The sequence below is a fragment of the Bradyrhizobium stylosanthis genome (genome assembly GCF_001641335.1).
In the GTDB taxonomy this organism is placed as follows: Bacteria; Pseudomonadota; Alphaproteobacteria; order Rhizobiales; family Xanthobacteraceae; genus Bradyrhizobium; species Bradyrhizobium stylosanthis.
This window is the reverse complement of the sequence record NZ_LVEM01000002.1, coordinates 874908-893560: the sequence shown is the minus strand read 5'-3', so window position 1 is coordinate 893560 and position 18653 is coordinate 874908. Positions and strand designations below refer to the sequence as shown.

Sequence of the window (18653 nt, the reverse complement as noted above, 5' to 3'; positions counted from 1 at the left end):
ACAGTCGGATGACAGCAACAAGCGATTGAAATCGCTTGAGTTTCAGGCTGCGGCAGGAGCCTTGACCTGGGGAAAACAGGCGGTGAAGGTGGCACCCTGGCGGGGCACACTTTCGATCAAAAGCCGGCCGCGATGCCGGTTAAGAATATGTTTCACCAGCGATAATCCGAGTCCGGTTCCACCCTGCGAGCGGCTGTCGCCGACATCGACCCGGTAGAACCGCTCGGTCAGCCGCGGCAGGTGCTCGGGCGCGATGCCGGGACCGAAATCCCGGACCATGACGCGGATTTCCTGGGTTCCCTCGGTAGCGCCGCCCGAGGTCAGCGACACGATGACACGTCCGCCCGAGGCGCCGTATTTGAGCGCATTCTCGATCAGGTTCTCGAACAGGCGGAGCAGCTCCTCGCGGTCGCCCGCGATCATCACCGGCGGGTCCGGCAGGTGGATCTCGACCTCGACCTGGCGCTCGCGCGCCAGCGGCTCCAGGCCGTCCGCGACCTGGCGGATGATCGGCAGCAGATCGACCAGGGTGTCCGGCCGGACATGGGCCGACAGCTCGACCCGCGACAGCGACAGCAGATCGTCGATCAGGCGCGCCATGCGGGTGGCCTGGTTGTGCATGATGCCCAGGAAGCGCTCCCGCGCCTTGGGATCGTCCTTGGCCTGGCCCTGCAGCGTGTCGATGAAACCCGACAGGGCGGCCAGCGGGGTGCGCAGCTCGTGGCTGGCATTGGCGACGAAGTCGGCCCGCATCTCCTCGACCCGGCGCAGCGGCGTCTGGTCGTGGAAGGTCATCAGCATGCATTTGTCGGCCCCGCCGAAGGTGGTCGGCACCGGCACCGGCGTGATGATCAGCTCCATCCAGCGATCAACCGGGACATGATCGAGATAGGTCGCGCGCCGCGGCTCGGTGGTCGCGATCGACTCGCGCAGCGCGGTTATGATCTCCGGCGAGCGCAGCGCGAACTGGGCGAGCTCGTTCCGGCGCAGCGCCGGCGCGAGCTGGGCCGCGGCAGCATTGAGGTGGATGACGCGCCCGGCGCGGTCGAGCAGCACCGCAGGATCGGGCATGCCGGCGACGACCGCGGCGACCGCAGCGCTCTCGACCGGGTTGATGCGGCGGACATCGTCGCGAGAGGCGGCGGTATCGTGCAGCCGCCAGGGGATCAGCGCCGCGGCGGCGATGCAGAAGAACACCGCAACGGCATGCAGGACCGACAATTCGCCGAGCGAGACCACCACCGACAGCGCCAGCGCCGCGGCGATCAGGATGACGGTCGAGTGCCGCAGCCGGTCGGACCAGGGCGTGGCGGCGGGAGAAGAAGGGGCGTCAATCGCCATCTGGGCGGGCTTCTCCTGGAGGACTTGCCCCGTGAGCTGTGTCTGGGGTCGTGTCCTGGGACTTGTCTTCGGAACTTGTCTTTGGACCTTGGCGCCGGTCAGGCGCCGCTATCGCTGCGCTCTCTCACATAGGCGGCTTCACGGGCCGGACCGGGGTCAAGCTTGAGCGCCGCCTGCTGCAAACGCTTCGATCGGGCCCCGATTATAACTTCGCGAAACGTCAGCAAGATTACAGATATGACGAAGGGGGACAGATAATAGAGCACGCGGAACAGGAGCATGCCGCCGAGCAGCTCCTCGCGGTCCATTTGCCAGAGGCCGACCAGCATGGCCGCGTCGAACACGCCGAGGCCTCCGGGCGAATGGCTGGCGAAGCCGAGCAGGGTGGCCGAGACGAAGATCACGGCGACCACGACGAAGCCGAGATTGGGCTCGTCCGGGACCAGCACATACATCGCGAGCGCGCAGAAGCCGAGGTCGATGATGCCGATGGCGATCTGGAGCAGCGTCAGCGGGCCGCCCGGCAGCACCACGGTCCAGGGCCCGCGGCCGACCACGCGCGGCTGGGTCCAGACCCAGACCACATAGCCGATCAGCGCCACGATGATCATCAGCGCCAGCGTCCGGTTCAGCCATGCCGGGAGCTGGTCGATCGAGGCCGCTGCCTCCGGATGGTAGGAGATGCCGAGGCCGAGCACGGCGGCGTTGCCGAGCCAGAAGGTCAGGCCGGCAAGGAAGCAGATCTTGGCGACGTCGATCGCGTTCAGCCCATAGGCCGAATAGATGCGATAGCGCACCGCACCGCCGGTGAAGACGGATGCGCCGACATTGTGGCCAATCGAATAGCTGGTGAAGGCGGCGAGCGCGTTGATGCGGTAGGGCACGTGGGCGTGGCCGATCGCGCGCACGGCGAACAGATCGTAGAATGTGAGGGTGAAATAGCCTGCGGCGACGAAAAGCCCGGCCATCGCGATCTGGCTCGGCTCGGTGCTCTTGATCGCTTCGAGGACTTCGTTGAAATCGATGCCGCGCAGCATGTGGTAGAGCACATAGCAAGCGATGCCGATGACCGCGACGCTGATCACAACTCCAAGCTTATGCAGGATTTGCTTCTGGCGCAGAAACGTCATCGCCCTGCGTATGGCTTCCAGCATCTAGACCTCGAACAACGCTTCAGCGGCCAGGACGGCCAGCGAACAGGCGGACGACGCACAGGCACTTGACGAACCCTCGCCGCCGGCTCCGGTATCGCGCACGCCCCACGCTCCTCTAGCGCGTTTCGACGCGGAGTGGAATTCGCCAATTCGAACAAAAACACGTGCCTTCAATGTTTTAGGCAGGCTGCGGGCTCCCGGTGCACGGTTTGGCGCTTTCGGCGGCAAGCTTGACGCGAATCTCCGCGGCAATCCTGCGCAGGCGCCATGAAGTTTTGATGATTTCGGCCGCACAATGTTCCGTCACGCCTTAAGCCGAAATCAATCTATGGGCCGCGTCCGCCTCTTGAAAGAGGGGCGGCCCCCCGACCTTGGGTCAACGTATTTGGGATGCGCCGGGGACAACCCCGGACCCCACGGTCTGGGTGCACAGCAACATCACGGAGCGGCGGGCGGCGCGGTGCGCGAGACCACCCGGTCGCGCAACCAGGCGCCGATCGTGCAGCCGACGAGATAGCAGGCGAACATGATCAGGCCGAGGTCGAGCCAGTAGCCGAAGCGGCCGGGGACCACATGCGCGAACGATGCGGCGACCAGCCCCGCGGCAAGCACAGCGAGCCAGCGGGCGGTGACCTTCGAGGTGCCGTTGCCGCGCTGGACCACCGAGATCCAGCCCATGCAGAAGCCGAGCAGCACCGAACCGATCAGCCAGCCCATATGGAACGAGACGAGATAGGGCATGGTCACCTCACCAGAAATTCGATGCGGCGGTTCTGCGCCTTGCCTTCGTCGGTATCGTTGCCGGCAAGAGGCTGCGTGGCGCCATAGCCGACCGCGGTGAAGCGGGCGGCGGGCAAACCTGCCTTGACGAGGTAGTCGATCACCGCCTGCGCCCGCTTTTCGGACAGCGCCTGGTTGAAAGCGTCCTCCCCGTCGGCGTCGGTGTGGCCCGCGACCTCGATATTGGCGTTGGGGCAGCGCAGCGCCGTCTCGATCAGATGGTCGAGCACGCCAGCGGAGTCCGGATCGATGTCGGCGCGCTTGGGCGCGAACCGGATCTTGCCCTTGCCGAGGAGCTCGGAGAACAATTGCTGGCAGACCGTGCCGTCAACCGGGCCTGCCGCCGGCTTCACCGTGATCTCCGGCTTGTACTGCCAGTTCTTCGGAAAGTCCTTGCCGAGACCGGCGCGGATATCGTTGGCGGCCCCTTCATAGAGCGCATCGCCCGACAGCTTCACCTCGCGATCGGAGACGACGAGCGTCCCGGTCGACAGCCGCGACAAAGCACCGAGCGCCGCAACCACGGCGGGGTTGAAGGAGGCGGGTGCGCCAATGCTGGCCTTGAGATTGTCGACGACCTTTTCGCCAAAGAATTTTCGCGAGGCGCTGGTGGCGATCGCCGCGTGGACATTGTTGTCCGGAACGTATCCGGTCAGCGTCACCGTCGCGGCCACCGGATCCTTGTAGGCCTGGAAGATGTAGGGCGGCGCCTTGATCTCGTTGGCGGCGATCGTGAAACCCTCGGGCAGATTCTTCAGCGCGGCCGCAATCGCCTCGCGACCGCCGAGCTCGCGCGCCATGCCCGACAGATTGACCTTGGTGTCCGTGATCGTGATCTTGCCGTCCTTGAGCTTGCCGATCTGGTCGAGCAGCAGCATCGCGGCGGCCTCGAAACGCGGCGGCGCACCCCGGGCGAGACCCATCTGGTCGGCGACCTCGACCCCATTGACCTCCTTGCGCGCCGCCTCGGTCAGGCGTGCCTTCATCGAAGGCAAGGGCGCGGCGCCGGATAGCGTCACCCGCACCACGTCGCGCTCGGCGTTCCAGACGAAGGGTTTGGCTTCGGGAACGAGGCGGGTCCGGTCGTCGACCAGGCGCACGCCCGGGACCAGCTCGACCGCCATCACGGCGTCGCGCCGACCCTCCTCGGAAAAGGCGTCCGCTGCCAGACTGACGTCGCGGCCGTCCACCGCGATCCGGGTCTTGTCCAGAACGGTATCCTTTAGCGCCGCCGAGCTGCGGGCGGACAGGTCCGCCTCGACCGGCAAGGTATTATTCCAGGCCGCAAATCCCCACATGACGGCCAGGGGGATGAGCCCCGGCCACCATTTGCTGGCCCACCTGAAAAGCTTCTGCATTCGACGACCCGAACTCTGGAACCGGAGACAAAACAAACCCTTGGCGGGCTGTCAAACCGGAAATGGCGTCCTTCCGAAGGCCATGCATGGACAATTGGAATAACTTTTTCTTCAAGGGTTCTTCCGTAAGTTGAGGGCGGAATGCCAAGGTCCGCCAGCCGGTCATGAAACAACTGCGCAACAACGTCATCCGTGCCGGGCTGGGAGCACTTTACTTCAGCGGGGCGCACCACCTGCTACGCCCGCTTCTGTCGGGCGTCGGCGCCATTTTCATGCTGCACCACGTGCGGCCGGCCCGAGAGGGCGCGTTTCAGCCCAACCGGCATCTGGAAGTTACCCCCGAATTCCTGCGCGCCACGCTGAGCCACCTGCGCTCGCGCGACATCGACATCGTCAGCATGGACGAGCTGCACGCGCGGATGGTGCAAGGCCGCTTCGACCGCCGCTTCGCCGCCTTCACGCTCGACGACGGCTATCGCGACAATCTCGACTATGCGCTGCCCGTGCTGCGCGAATTTGACGCGCCTCTGGCGGTCTATGTCGCCAGTGATTTCGCGGAAGGCACCGGACGGCTGTGGTGGACCGCGCTGGAGGCTGTGATCGCCAAGGCCGATCAGATCGAGGTCAGCATCGGCAATTCCGTACTACGGCTCGATGCGACGACGCCGGCCGCGAAACAGGCGACGTTCGATCGCCTGCACGACTGGCTGCGTGCGCTGCCCGGCGAGCACGACCTCAAGCGCGAGATCGAGGCGCTCTGTGCTCGGCACGGAGTGGACATGGAAGCGCTGTGCCGCGGCCTCTGCCTGTCCTGGGACGAGACGAAGCTCTTTGCCGCCGATCCGCTCGTCACGATCGGCGCCCATACCATCAGCCATTGCAATCTGGCGCGGCAGAGCGAGGAGATCGCCGCGCAGGAGATGGCGGTGAGCCGCGCGCGCATCGAGCAGGCGCTGGAGCGTCCTGTGCTGCACTTCGCCTACCCCTATGGCGACCGCAATGCCGCCGGCGATCGGGAATTCGCGCTGGCCGCCGCCGCGGGATTCAAGACGGCCGTAACGACGCGCCCCGGCATGCTGTTCGCCGAGAACGCCGGCCACATGACCGCGTTGCCGCGTGTCTCGCTCAACGGCAACTACCAGGACACGCGCATCCTGCCGGTGCTGACCTCGGGCGCCGCGACCGCGATGTGGAACGGTTTCCGCAGGATCGCGGCGGCGTAGGCCACAAACCTAACCGTCGTCGCGCCACACGCCCGCGCTTCCTTGACTCCCCTGCCCGCGCCGCCCACAACGGGCGCCAACCAAGGGAGGCACCATGTTCAACGATCTGTTCTCGCTCAAGGGCCGCGTCGCGCTCGTGACCGGAGGCTCGCGCGGCATCGGCAAGATGATCGCGGCGGGATTCCTCAGCGCCGGCGCGGCGAAGGTCTACATCACCGCGCGCAAGGCCGGGCCGTGCGAAGCGACGGCGCAGGAGCTTTCCGCGCAATATGACGGCGAGTGCATCGCGCTGCCGATCGACATCTCCAACGTGGAAGGCTGCAACAAGCTCGCCGGCGAAATCATCCGCCTGGAGCCGAAGCTCGACATCCTCGTCAACAATGCGGGCGCGGCCTGGGGCGCGGAGTTCGACGAATTCCCGGAGAGCGGCTGGGACAAGGTGATGGACCTCAACGTCAAGTCGCTGTTCTTCCTGACCAAGGCGCTGGCGAAGCCGCTGCGCGCGGCGGCGAGCGCGGAGCGCCCGGCGAAGGTGATCAACATCGCCTCGGTCGACGGCATCTTCGTCAATCCGAGCGAGACCTATTCCTACGCCGCCAGCAAGGCCGCGGTGATCCATCTGACGCGGCGCATGGCGACGAAGCTGGTCAAGGACAACATCAACGTCACCGCGATCGCCCCTGGTGCGTTCAAGTCCGACATGAACCGCGCCGCGCGCGACCATTCGGACGAAGTGGCGAAGCGCATTCCGTCGCGGCGCATCGGCACCGACGATGACATGGCGGGCGTGGCGATCTATCTCGCCTCGCGCGCGGGTGACTACGTGGTCGGCAACACCATCGCGGTGGACGGCGGCGTGGTGTATGCGAATGCGGGGCTGGAGATCGCGGGGTAGGCGGCAGGCTGCGCGGCGCGGACAGCGCGTCACACTCCGGTGTCGTCCCGGCGAAAGCCGGGACCCATACCGCGGAGTCTATCGATCACGGTCGGTATGAGTACCGAACGACCAATCTTCGCCAAACTACTCCCTGGGGTTATGGGTCCCGGCCTTCGCCAGGACGACAGGTGAGTTTGTGGCGCGGCCGTCGCGCCTCGCGAGTGGCTACGACTCGATCTTCACGTACTCGAAATCACCCGGCTTGTTGTCGATGCCGACCTTCGGCGGCGAAATCCACGACGCGAACTTGCCTTGCTCGGTGACGGGCTGCATCAGCGAGGTGATGAAGTCGCCGTCGGCGGTCGAGGGCAGCCACTCGTCCTTGCGCTTCGCCCAGGTCGCATCGTCGATCAGGATCCCGTCGGGCGTGGCGTGGACGTCCTTGAACTCGCCGATGTGGCGGTGGAAGGCGACGTTGGGCAGCTTGAGCTGGAACTGATAGCCGGCGGTCGAGATCACCTTGTTCCAGCGCAGCATGCCCTTGACGCAATCCTGGCTGTAATCGTCGCGCAGGCGCATGTTGAGCGCGGTCAGCGCCGGCTCGTCGACCAGCTTGATCTCGCCGTTGATCAGCTTGAGCACCGGATAGGTCGAGTTCTTGAGCTGGTGATCGTCGTCGATCTGGGTCTCGTGATAGCGGCCCTTGATGCCGGTGTTGAAGGCGTTGGCCGCGTTGGTCGAGACCTCGGAGCCGAACAGGTCCAGCGACAGCGTGTAGTGCAGGTTCAGCTTCTTCTGGATGGTCGGCAGGTCGATCACGCCGAGCGCACGGACCTTGGCGATGTCGGTGGGATCGGTGATGCCGGCCTCGCGCATCGCATCGCAGGTGCGCTGCACGACGCGGGTGATACCGGTCTCGCCGACGAACATGTGGTGCGCTTCCTCGGTCAGCATGAAGCGGCAGGTGCGCGACAGCGGATCGAAGCCCGACTGCGCCAGCGAGTGCAGCTGCATCTTGCCGTCGCGGTCGGTGAAGTAAGTGAACATGAAGAAGGACAGCCAGTCCGGCGTCGCCTCGTTGAAGGCGCCCAGCATGCGCGGCGCATCGGCATCGCCGGAGCGACGACGCAGCAAATCATCGGCCTCTTCGCGGCCGTCGCGGCCGAAATATTTCTGGAGCAAATAGACCATCGCCCAGAGATGACGGCCTTCCTCGACGTTCACCTGGAACAGATTGCGCATGTCGTAGAGCGAGGGCGCGGTCTTGCCGAGATGGCGCTGCTGCTCGACCGAGGCCGGCTCGGTGTCGCCCTGGATCACGATCAGGCGGCGCAGCATGGCGCGATATTCGCCGGGCACTTCCTGCCAGGCCGGCTCGCCATAATGCTCCCCGAACGGCACGACGCGGTTCTCTTCCTGCGGCGCAAGCAGGATGCCCCAGCGATATTCGGGCATGCGGACATAGTCGAACTTGGCCCAACCGCGCGGATCGACCGAATAGGCGGTGCGCAAGTAAACGAGCGACTCCTGGAAGCCCTCAGGGCCCATGTCGCTCCACCAGTCCATGTAGCCGGGATGCCAGCCCTCCAGCGCCTTCAGCACCTGGCGGTCTTCGGCGAGATTCACGTTGTTGGGAATCTTGGTCGAGTAGTCGACGTTCATGATGTTCATGTTCATGGCCGTGCTCCTTGCGATCTCTTTCCGTCATGCCCGGCCTTGTGCCGGGCATCCACGTTCTTGCTTGCTCGAGCGAAGGACGTGGATGGCCGGGACAAGCCCGGCCATGACGCAGTGAAAGTCATCAAACCCGCGTCATATCGAATTTCGGCTTCTGGCCGCTGCCGTAGCGGCGCAGCGCGCCTTCCTCGCCGACGGCGTTCGGGCGCTGGAATATCCAGTTCTGCCAGGCGGTGAGGCGCGCGAAGATCTTCGACTCCATCGTCTCGGGGCCGACGAAGCGCAGGCTCGCTTCCATGCCGGTGAGACTGTCGGGCGAGAAGCTGGCGCGCTCCTCCAGGAACACGCGAACCTCGTCGTCCCAGTCGATGTCGTCGAGGGCGAAGGTGACGAGGCCGAGCTCTTCGGCCTGCTCGGCATCGAGCGCGGTGCCTAGCGTGGCTTCTGCGCGTTCCACATCGGCCGGGTCGGCCTGGAAGCGCGACTCCAGCCGCGTTAGGCCGTGGCTCATCGGATAGGGACCGAAATTCATGGCCGACAGCTCGATCGACGGCGGCGGGCGGTTGTCGCCCTGGCGCGTGCCGATCAGCATGTAGGAGCGGTCGGCGGCGAAGACGAGCTCGGCGAGCGTGCCGGCGAAGCAGGAGCCGGGCTCGACCAGCGTCACCAGCGTGCGCGAGGTGACGTCGATCCGCTTGAGCACGCGCTTCCAATAGTGCCTGATCTCGTTGACCAGCCAATGCGCCTTGTTGACTTCGAGGAAGGCGTCGGACGCCAGCACATGGGCGCGGTCGCCATGGCTCTTGAACACCAGCATGGCGATCTCGAGCTCGTTGATGCGGAGATGCAGGATGGCGTCGTCGATCTCACGCGCCACTTGCAGGGGCCAGAACGAAGCGCCCTGCGCCAGCATGCCGTCGATATCAGCGGGCGGCGCCACTTCCGGAGCCTTGATCGAGATGGTCGCGATGCGGGCCGCGCGGTCGATGTCCACAGTGACAAAACCGTAGCGGATGCTCGTGTCGTCGATGACGCGCTTTATCGGCGTCAGCGCGATGCCCTTGCCGCTGCCCTTGCGCTTCGACGCCGCCGCAAATTCCTTGGCGCGCTCGGCGATCTTGGCCTCCAGCTTCGAGTTCGGCGCGATCTCGTCGACGAGGCGCCATTGCACGGCGCGCTTACCTTTCACGCCTTCCTCGATGGTGCAGAAGAAGTCGGCGTGGTCGCGGCGCACCTTGCGCTTGTCGACGACGCGGGTGAGGCCGCCGGTGCCGGGCAGCACCGCGAGCAGCGGCACTTCGGGCAGCGCGACGGCGGAGGCACCGTCATCGGCGAGGATGATGTGGTCGGTGGCGAGCGCCAGCTCATAGCCGCCGCCGGCGGCCGAGCCGTTCACGACCGTGATGAAGCGCTGGCCGGAATTCTCCGAAGAGTCTTCCATGCCGTTGCGGGTCTCGTTGGTGAACTTGCAGAAGTTCACCTTGTGGGCATGGGTCGAGCCCGCGAGCATGCGGATGTTGGCACCCGCACAGAACACGCGGCTCTTGGCCGAGCGCATCAGCACGACCTTCACCTCGGGATGCTCGAAGCGCAGGCGCTGAATCGCGTCGGCGAGCTCGATGTCGACGCCGAGATCGTAGGAATTGAGCTTGAGCTGGTAGCCTTCGAACAGCCCGCCATTCTCGTCGACGTCCATGGTCAGCGTTGCGACATCGCCGTCGACCGCGAGCTTCCAGTGCTTGTAGCGGGACGGTTCGGTCTGGAAATCGATGAATGTCGCGCCGCCTGCGAGGCGCCGATCTTCCCCGGCCATGGGCCCATCCTTGAGCTTGATTATGCGTTATGGCGTTAACCGTTAGATGCACAATAGTGCATCTTTTGGAAGGCGTCTAGCCCTTAACCGCCAAGGCATGCACTTTGTTTCATGCGAGCCGCTAGGACCGCACTATGGCGCCAAGGGCAATCCAGTCGGCCTTGGAGAGCTGGGGACGACCGAGCTTGGCCTGGAGCAGCGCGGTCAGCGCCGGCACCGGAAAGCTCTCGACAAAACCGTCGCCGCCGGCCGCCGCCTTCCGCGACCTCAGCGCCCGCAGCTCCACCTGGGCATCGCCGAACAGCCGCGCCGCCGAATGCGACCGCTGCATTCGGAGTCGCAGATTCGCATTGGAGACGTGAATGCAGGCGCGCAGCAGAATGCGCTCGCGGCCGCCCTGGGGCGCGGCAGCCCACACGGCCTCGAGCACCTCCTGCGATTCCCAGAAATAGCCGCGGTCGTTCAACGCAAGCCCGTAGCGCAGCGCCGGATGGCGCGCCGGCACGTAGCCGCGGAAGGCCGAGGGCACCAGCGCCTTGGCTTTGTCGAGCGTCTCGTAATCCGCCTCGACCCCGCCGGTCTGACCTGGCACATAAGCCCATCGCGGCCACGGCAGCGGGCCGCTCGCATGTGAAGGCACATTCATGGATGTGCCTCCGCATGTTCATGCGGCGTGGATCTGAAGTCCCTGATCGTCGCGCAGGGCCGCACTTGCAAATTGCTCAATCGCGTCAAGCGTCGCCCCCGGCGCTTCACGATGCGGGGAATGGCCCGCCTCTGAAATGATTTTAATATCGACAGGACAATAGCACTCTTCCTGCGCAATTTCGACCTGGCGCAGTGTCCCATATTGGTCGCCGGCCCCTTGCAGGATCATGATGGGAACGCGGATATAGGCGAGATATTCCGAAATATCCCAGTCGCGGAACTTGGGGTCGAGCCAGGCGCCGTTCCAGCCGTAGAAGGCGTTGTCGACGTCCTTGTGCCAGCGCGCGAGCTTGGGCTTGAGGTCCGTGGTCTCGAAGCTGGTCTTGATCGCGGCGATCGATGCGACCGAGATGTCCTCGACGATGAAATGCGGCGCGATCAGCACCAGGCCCTGCAGCCGGTGATCCTGGTGCGCGCCGGCATAGATCGTGGCGATCGAGGCGCCGTCGGAATGGCCGAGCAGGAGGCCGCGCTTGAAGCCGATCGCATCGAGGACCTTCGGCAGCACGTCCAGCGCCTCGCGCTGCATGTAGTCGAGCGGCCGCGGCAGCGCCGCCGGGCCCGACTGGCCGTAGCCCGTGCGCGAATAGACGAAGATGCCGGCGCCGGTCGCCTGCTGAAGCTTTTCCGGGAAATCGCCCCAGAGGCCGACGGAGCCGAGGCCCTCATGCAGCATGACGATGGTCGGCGCATCGGCTGTTTGCGGCGCGAGCCATTTGTATTCGAGGCTGGCGCTGCCGATGCTGAGGAAGCCGGTGGGGGTGAGGCTGGTCATGCTTGCGCTCTTCTCTCTCCGTCGTCATGCCCGGGCTTGACCCGGGCATCCACGGCTTCCCTCAATGGCGGATACACGTGGATGGCCGGGTCATCTTGCTTAAGACGCGCTGCGCGCTTTTGCCCGGCCATGACGACCTATTGCTAGTTTGCGCCCTCGCGCAGCTTGAACCGCTGGATCTTGCCCGTCGCGGTCTTCGGCAGGGATTCCACCACGTCGATCCAGCGCGGATATTTCCACGGGCCGATCTTCTGCTTGACGTGCTCCTTCAGCATCTCCTGCAGCTCCGTGGTTTTCGCGCCCGGCCGCAACACGACAAAAGCCTTCGGCTTCAACAGGCCTTCCGGATCGGCCTCGGGCACGACGGCCGCTTCGAGCACGGCCGGATGCGTGATCAGCGCGCTCTCGACCTCGAACGGCGAGACCCAGATGCCGGAAACCTTGAACATGTCGTCGGCGCGGCCGCAGAAGGTGTAGCGGCCATCGGTGTCGCGAACATATTTGTCGCCGGTGCGGGTCCAGGGTCCTTCAAACGTGCGGCGGCTCTTGTGGCGCTGGTTCCAGTAGCCTTCGCCGGCCGAAGGCGCATCGACCAGGAGCTCGCCGACTTCGCCGTCGGCGACATCCTGGCCGGCCTCGTTGACGAGCCGCACCGCATAGCCCGGCACCGGCTTGCCTGACGAGCCGTATTTGATGTCGCCGGGCGCGTTCGACAGAAAGATGTGCAGCAGCTCGGTCGAGCCGACGCCGTCGAGAATGTCGACGCCGAAGCGCGATTTCCAGCTGTTGCCGACGGACTCGGGGAGCGCCTCGCCGGCAGAGGTGCAGATGCGCAAGGCCTTGCCGCCGCGCTCGGCCTTCATGGTCTCGTCGTTGAGCATCGCCGCGAACAGCGTCGGCACGCCGTAGAAGATCGACGGATTGTAGCGGTTCATCAGGTCGAACATGCGCGCCGGCGTCGGTCGCTCGCTGTTGAGGATCACGGTGGCCCCGACCGACATCGGGAAGGTCAGCGCATTGCCGAGGCCATAGGCAAAGAACAGCTTTGCCGCGGACAGACAGACGTCGCTCTCGCGAATGCCGAGCACCTGCTTGGCATAGGTGTCCGCGGTCGCCTGCATGTTGGAATGGATGTGGCGCACGCCCTTGGGCATGCCGGTCGAGCCGGAGGAATAGAGCCAGAAGGCCGGCTCGTCCGGATGCGTGGCGGCCGTGGTGAACTGGTCGCTCTCGCTCGAGATTTCTTCGGCGAGCTGCTTGTGGCCGTTCTGCTTGGCGCCCGATACCACGACATGCTCGAGATCGGGCATGCGGCCGACCACGTCCTTGATGACGGGATAGAGCGCCTCGGAGACGAACAGCACGCGCGCACGGCAGTCGGCGAGGATGTAGGCGTATTGGTCCGCGGTCAGCAGCGTGTTGAGCGGCACCGGCACGATGCCGGCGCGGATCGCGCCCAGGAACACGACCGGGAAATCGACCGTATCCAGCATGATCATCGCCACGCGCTCCTCGCGGCGGACGCCGAGACGGCGCAGCATGTTGGCGGCGCGCCGGGTCTGTTGCTGGAGCTCGCCATAGGTGAGCCGCGAGACGGTGTCGTCGAAGACGATCTTGGCTCCCCTGCCCTCCTCGACGTTGCGGTCGAGCAGCCAGGTCACCGCGTTGTAGGATCCCTCGCTCACGGTCGTCTCCCCAGATTTTAGAATTATAATTCATAGAAAGACACTGTGACAGCTTGCTGTCAATGCCAGCAGGCACTATGTTTCATTAAAACGCGCCGCAGGACACCCGTTTAAAGAAGGCTCATGACCGACAGTCCCGACGCCGAATCCCGATTTCTCGAACAGCTCGGCCAGCGTGTGCGCACCATGCGCGCGCTGCGCGGCATGTCGCGCAAGGTGCTCGCCAAGGTATCAGGAATCTCGGAGCGCTACATCGCGCAGCTCGAGAGCGGCAAGGGCAATGTCTCCATCGTGCTGTTGCGCCGCGTCTCCGACGCCATGGGCGCACATCTCGAAGATTTGCTGCCCAGCGCCGACCCGACGCCGGACTGGCAGATGTTTCGCGATCTCCTGCGCAAGGCGGCGCCCGCGCAGATCGCGCAGGCGAAAGATCTGCTGGCCGGCGGCAGCGCGTCGGCGCCGGGGCGCGCGCCGTTCTGCGGCATCGCGCTGATCGGCCTGCGCGGTGCCGGCAAGTCCACGCTCGGGCGGATGCTGGCGAAGAAGATCGGCTGGAGTTTTGGGGAGCTCAACAAGGAGGTCGAGCAGCAGAACGGCCTCTCGGTCGCCGAGATCATCGCGCTGTACGGCCAGGAAGGCTTTCGCCGCATGGAGCAGGCGGCGCTGCAGCAACTGCTCGCGCGCAACGAGCTGATGGTGCTGGCGACCGGCGGCGGCATCGTCTCGGAGCCGCTGACCTTCGACCAGATCCTGACCTCGTTCTACACGATCTGGCTCAAGGCCGAGCCGGAAGAGCACATGGCCCGCGTCCGCCGCCAGGGCGATCTGCGCCCGATGGCGGACGACCGTTCGGCCATGGCGGAGCTGCGCAACATCCTCCTGAGCCGCGAGCCGCTGTATTCGCGCGCGACGGCGGTGGTGGACACTGCGGGGCTGTCGGTCGATGCGGCGGCAGCAAGACTGATCGATGCGGTGCGTCCGGTGCTGCAGAACGAAGCCCGCAGCTTCGGGCTGCGGAGCGTGGCGCTGTAGCTGGCCGTCGCCCCGGCGCAGGCCGGGACCCATAACCACAGGGAGCAGTTTGGCGAAGGCTAGCGTGACGCGATCTGTTCGCGGTATCGGTACCGCGCGTCACAAATAGATCACGCGGTATGGGTCCCGGCCTGCGCCGGGACGACAGTGGAAGTTTGTATGCCGCGTTGGATGATCCTATATCCCAGCCCAGCATCACCACCTCCGGACCCACGATGACCTCCAGCGACGTCACCACCATCTCCATGTTTGAGCGGATCGGCGGCAGTGCCACGATCGACGCCCTCGTCGACCGCTTCTACGACCGCATGGACACGCTGCCGGAGGCCAAGGTCATTCGCGACATGCATGCGGACGATCTCGGGCTGATTCGGGACGTGCTGAAGCGCTATCTCTCCGAATGGACCGGCGGCCCGAAGCTCTATACGCCCGAGAAGGGGCATCCGCGGCTGCGTCAGCGCCATATCGGCTTTGCCATCGGGGACGCCGAGCGCGATGCGTGGCTGCTCTGCATGCGCGGTGCGATGGAGGAGACCATCCCTGACGCCGGCGCGCGACAGGACCTCGACAAGGCAATCTCCGGCCTCGCCGACTGGATGCGCAACCGGCAATGAACAGCGGTCAGTCGAGGCCGAGCGCGCTGATGTCGGCGGCGAGCTTCGCACCGCGAATGCGCGGCACCTGGCCGGTTTTCACCGCGTAGCCGCCGAGCACGATATCCGGGCGGCTCGGCGCCGGCAGAGCCAGCACGCGTTCGACCAGAGCGGCAACCGCTTCACGCTGCTCGGGCAGAGCGATCGAGACGAGCAAGGTCTTTGGCTCGTCCGCAGGGGAAAGTTCGGTCAGCGCATCGAAAAGCGTGCCATCGTCGACATGGCGGATCGGCCATCCCTTGTTGTGCAGCCAGAGGCCGAGAATACGAATCCCGACCACATGGGTGTTGCCGGGCGCATTCATCAGGAGATAGCGGCGATCGCCGGCAGGCCGCTCCGGCTGCGACCACGCCAGCCTCATCCTGGCCTCGACGAGATCGATCACACGCTCGGCGAAAGCGGTGAATTCGTGCTCGCCTTCGACGGTGAGCGTGCCGCGCTCCCAGGCGTCGCCGATCTGGTAGAGCATCGGTGCGATCATGCCGACGAGGATGTCGACCGGCCGGCAATCGGCGGCAATGGCCTGGTCGATCAGCGGCCCTGCAGCATCGAAATCGCTCCTGCGCCCCGCCGAAAACAGCGACTGAAAGATGTCGCGCAGCGCGACCGCGTGGGCATACTCATCGCCGCTGAGCAGATCCGGCCGCTCGCCCGCGCATTTGCGGCACAGGCCGTGCGTAATGCCGTAATCCGCGTGCGGCGGCATCTCGCCGATGAACTGCTGGCAATGGGCACACCATTTCAGCACGCGACCGCTCCCCTCTCCGGTTCCACCCAGCCTAGCGCAGCATCGCCGCCTGCAAAAGCGATAGCGGCTCGACGCAAGCGGTGACGGGGTAGTGCAGCGAGCATGGGCGGCGCGCGACGAACGAAATTGAATGCGGAATTCCCGCTGCTAGGCTTTGGTCATGACCGACATTCTCCCCGACACCATCCGCCGGCTCTACACCGATCCAGGCGAGTACATCGACAGCGACCATCCGGCCGTGCAGCAATTCGCGAACGACGCCGTACGCGCCGATGCGAGCGCGCGCGAGAAGGCGAGCGTGCTCTACAAGGCGGTGCGCGACGGCATCCGCTATAATCCCTACGTCAGCATGCGCGTCGCCGAGACGTTCCGTGCCTCGAGCGTGCTCGCGGCGGGGCAAGGCTATTGCGTCGGCAAGGCTTCGCTCTATGCCGCCGCCTGCCGCGTCCACGGCATTCCCGCGCGCGTCGGCTTCGCCGATGTGAAGAACCACCTCACCACCGAAAAGCTCCGCGCGAGCATGGGCACGGACATCTTCACCTGGCACGGCTTTACCGAGGTGCATGTCGACGGCGCCTGGCGCAAGGCGACGCCGACCTTCAACGACACGCTCTGTGCCAAGGTCGGTGTGGCGCCGCTCGATTTCGACGGCCATAGCGACGCGCTGCTGCACCCGTTCGACGGCGAGGGGCGCGCCTACATGCAATACGTTAACGACCGCGGCACCTATCACGACGTGCCGGCAAAATTCCTGATGCGCGAGATGGCCCGCGATTACGCCAACATGCAGGGCGAGGATCTCTCGGGCCGCGACATGGAGCGCGAGGCGGAAGGGCGGTAAGCCGCGGTGCATAGGGTGGGTTACGCTACGCTAACCCACCCTACGCCCCCCGACTTGATCACTACACGCATCAAACACCGAGCGGTCCAGCGCCTCCGCCACAAGGCCGGCGGCATAGATCAGCGCCAGGATCGCCGCCGAAATCGCTACCGTCTCCGCGTGCCCGACCGCCCACCGCACCAGGCGCTGCAGCAATGTCGGCGGTGGAAACCGGTAGGTCCGCCCCGCCGGCGTGATCAGGTCATACGACCGAACCAACCGCGAGTGCGCGGGGATCTTGCTGGGCAGCATCCGGGACTCTCCTTTCCAGCTCCTCGATCATGCCGCGCGCGATTTCCCGCTCGCCCATGATGACGACATCCGCCCCCAGCCCCTTCAAATGATCGACCTCGGCATCCGCATGCGCCCGCGCGATGATGCGGATATCCGGATTGGCCGCGCGCGCCTGCTGCACGATCTGTCCGGCTTCGAACGCCTCGGGAATCGCGATGACGAGGTGGCGTGCCCGCGACGGATTGGTGGCGCCGAGAATCTCGGGCTGCGCGGCATTGCCCATGACGGTCTCGATGCCGCCCTGCTTCAGCTTCTGAAGCGCGCTCTCGCCGACCTCGGCGACCAGGAACGGCAATTGCCGCTGCTTCAAGGCATCGCCGACCAGCGCGCCCACGCGGCCATAGCCGATCACGATGGTATGGCCGGTGAGATCGGTGGTGCGTATCGGCTCGGGCACGGCGGCCGCCGCCTTCGGCGTGTCTCGCCCGGGATCGAGCCGCGGCGCGAGCCATGTCGCTGCCGCGAACATCAGCGGGTTGAGCATGATGGAGAGGATCGCGCCGGCCATGATCAGGTCGCGGCCCGCGCTGGGCAGCATCTGCGAGGCAACGCCGAGCTCGGCCAGGATGAAGGAGAATTCGCCGATCTGCGACAGGCTCGCCGAGATCGTGAGCGCGGTCGCGACGGGATGCCGGAACAGCACCACGATCAGGAACGCGGCGACCGACTTGCCGAGCATGATGATCGCGAGCGTCGCCAACAGCGGCCAGGGCTCCCGGACCACGCTCATCGGATCGAACATCATGCCGACCGAGACGAAGAACAGCACGGCGAAGGCATCGCGCAGCGGCAGCGATTCCTGCGCAGCCCGCGCGCTGAGCGGCGATTCCCGCAGCATCATGCCGGCGAAGAAGGCGCCGAGCGCCAGCGAGACGTCGAACAGCTTCGTTGCCCCGAACGCGATGCACAGCGCAATCGCGAGCACGGCAAGGCGGAACAATTCGCGCGAGCCGGTGTGCGCGATATAGTGCAGGATCCACGGAATGACGCGGCGGCCCACCACCAGCATCAGGCCGATGAACACGATGATCTTGACGATCGTCACCATCACCACGCCGGCGAGACCAAGACCGAGCTGTGCGGCCAGCGGCTCGAAGGTTGGCTTGCCGTCGGCGCCGCCCTGAAGGCTCGCGATCGCGGGGAACAGCACCAGCACGAGCACCATCGCGAGGTCCTCGACGATCAGCCAGCCGACGGCGATGCGGCCGCGATCGGTCTCCATCAGCCGCCGCTCCTGCAACGCGCGAAGCAGGACAACGGTGCTCGCGACCGACAGAGCGAGGCCGAATACGAGCCCGGCGCCGGCACCCCAGCCCATCACATGCGCAAGACCGAGGCCCATGAGGGTCGCGACCGCGATCTGCACGACGGCGCCGGGAACGGCGATGTTGCGGACGCTGAGCAGATCCTGCAGCGAGAAGTGCAGGCCGACGCCGAACATCAGCAGGATAATGCCGAGCTCCGACAGCTCCGTGGCGAGCGCCTGGTCGGCGACGAAGCCGGGGGTGAACGGACCGACAGCGACGCCGGCGAGCAGATATCCGACCAGCGGCGGAATGCGGAACCGCTGCGCGATTGTTCCGAGTACGAAAGCTAGTCCAAGTCCAACGACGATGGTGGCGATGAGAGGTGTGTCATGCGGCATTTTTTCCTTT

The 18653-nt window shown here is 65.5% G+C and carries 17 protein-coding genes; 5 read left to right on the top strand and 12 right to left on the bottom strand.

The window, feature by feature from the left end:
* Positions 1-42: 42 nt before the first annotated feature.
* From A7X65_RS16115 to A7X65_RS16100, 4 genes are all read right to left on the bottom strand, one after another.
* Positions 43-1341, bottom strand: coding sequence for an ATP-binding protein (locus tag A7X65_RS16115; protein WP_063686398.1), 1299 nt, complete (start codon positions 1339-1341; stop codon positions 43-45).
* 98 nt (positions 1342-1439) lie between these two features.
* Entirely contained in the window at positions 1440-2495 is a 1056-nt protein-coding gene (locus A7X65_RS16110; protein WP_063686396.1) for a putative bifunctional lysylphosphatidylglycerol flippase/synthetase, read from the bottom strand.
* 438 nt (positions 2496-2933) lie between these two features.
* The gene (locus A7X65_RS16105; RefSeq protein ID WP_063686394.1) at positions 2934-3236 is read right to left on the bottom strand and encodes a hypothetical protein; all 303 of its coding nucleotides are present in this window, start codon (positions 3234-3236) and stop codon (positions 2934-2936) included.
* 2 nt (positions 3237-3238) lie between these two features.
* A complete protein-coding gene (locus A7X65_RS16100; RefSeq protein WP_063686392.1) occupies positions 3239-4633 on the bottom strand; it encodes an OmpA family protein in 1395 nt (464 codons plus the stop codon).
* A 164-nt stretch (positions 4634-4797) separates the two neighbouring features.
* Here A7X65_RS16100 and A7X65_RS16095 point away from each other — a divergent pair, with 164 nt between their 5' ends.
* Together A7X65_RS16095 and A7X65_RS16090 are read left to right on the top strand one after the other, a co-directional pair.
* Entirely contained in the window at positions 4798-5856 is a 1059-nt protein-coding gene (locus A7X65_RS16095; protein ID WP_063686390.1) for a polysaccharide deacetylase family protein, read from the top strand.
* A gap of 94 nt (positions 5857-5950) precedes the next feature.
* Complete coding sequence (locus A7X65_RS16090) at positions 5951-6751, top strand: SDR family NAD(P)-dependent oxidoreductase (RefSeq protein ID WP_063686389.1); 801 nt, start codon at positions 5951-5953, stop codon at positions 6749-6751.
* 207 nt (positions 6752-6958) lie between these two features.
* Here A7X65_RS16090 and boxB read toward each other — a convergent pair whose 3' ends face one another.
* From boxB to A7X65_RS16065, 5 genes are all read right to left on the bottom strand, one after another.
* Entirely contained in the window at positions 6959-8410 is a 1452-nt protein-coding gene (boxB, locus tag A7X65_RS16085) for a benzoyl-CoA 2,3-epoxidase subunit BoxB (protein ID WP_063686387.1), read from the bottom strand.
* A gap of 124 nt (positions 8411-8534) precedes the next feature.
* Complete coding sequence (gene boxC, locus A7X65_RS16080; RefSeq protein WP_063686385.1) at positions 8535-10223, bottom strand: 2,3-epoxybenzoyl-CoA dihydrolase; 1689 nt, start codon at positions 10221-10223, stop codon at positions 8535-8537.
* Between the two features lie 121 nt (positions 10224-10344).
* Positions 10345-10869: a DUF309 domain-containing protein gene (locus A7X65_RS16075; protein WP_063686383.1), complete on the bottom strand. Its 525-nt coding sequence runs from the start codon at positions 10867-10869 to the stop codon at positions 10345-10347.
* An 18-nt stretch (positions 10870-10887) separates the two neighbouring features.
* Positions 10888-11706, bottom strand: coding sequence for an alpha/beta fold hydrolase (locus A7X65_RS16070; RefSeq protein WP_063686381.1), 819 nt, complete (start codon positions 11704-11706; stop codon positions 10888-10890).
* Positions 11707-11849: 143 nt separating this feature from the next.
* Complete coding sequence (locus tag A7X65_RS16065) at positions 11850-13391, bottom strand: benzoate-CoA ligase family protein (RefSeq protein WP_063686379.1); 1542 nt, start codon at positions 13389-13391, stop codon at positions 11850-11852.
* 123 nt (positions 13392-13514) lie between these two features.
* Here A7X65_RS16065 and A7X65_RS16060 point away from each other — a divergent pair, with 123 nt between their 5' ends.
* The gene (locus A7X65_RS16060) at positions 13515-14423 is read left to right on the top strand and encodes a helix-turn-helix transcriptional regulator (RefSeq protein WP_063686377.1); all 909 of its coding nucleotides are present in this window, start codon (positions 13515-13517) and stop codon (positions 14421-14423) included.
* Between the two features lie 215 nt (positions 14424-14638).
* Positions 14639-15037 carry a group II truncated hemoglobin gene (locus A7X65_RS16055; RefSeq protein WP_063686374.1) on the top strand — a complete coding sequence of 133 codons (399 nt, stop codon included), beginning with the start codon at positions 14639-14641 and terminating at the stop codon, positions 15035-15037.
* 7 nt (positions 15038-15044) lie between these two features.
* On the opposite strand, the gene A7X65_RS16050 is transcribed toward A7X65_RS16055, so the two are convergent.
* Entirely contained in the window at positions 15045-15824 is a 780-nt protein-coding gene (locus A7X65_RS16050) for a B12-binding domain-containing protein (RefSeq protein ID WP_063686372.1), read from the bottom strand.
* Between the two features lie 160 nt (positions 15825-15984).
* Here A7X65_RS16050 and A7X65_RS16045 point away from each other — a divergent pair, with 160 nt between their 5' ends.
* The gene (locus A7X65_RS16045) at positions 15985-16665 is read left to right on the top strand and encodes a transglutaminase-like domain-containing protein (protein ID WP_063686370.1); all 681 of its coding nucleotides are present in this window, start codon (positions 15985-15987) and stop codon (positions 16663-16665) included.
* 30 nt (positions 16666-16695) lie between these two features.
* On the opposite strand, the gene A7X65_RS16040 is transcribed toward A7X65_RS16045, so the two are convergent.
* Both A7X65_RS16040 and ybaL read right to left on the bottom strand, forming a co-directional pair.
* Positions 16696-16956 (bottom strand): hypothetical protein, encoded by a 261-nt coding sequence (locus A7X65_RS16040; RefSeq protein WP_145657033.1) that lies wholly within the window; start codon positions 16954-16956, stop codon positions 16696-16698.
* Positions 16907-18643, bottom strand: a complete 1737-nt coding sequence (ybaL, locus tag A7X65_RS16035) for a YbaL family putative K(+) efflux transporter (protein ID WP_063686366.1) — start codon at positions 18641-18643, stop codon at positions 16907-16909. Before ybaL ends, A7X65_RS16040 begins: the two co-directional genes overlap by 50 nt.
* Between the last annotated feature and the right edge of the window lie 10 nt (positions 18644-18653).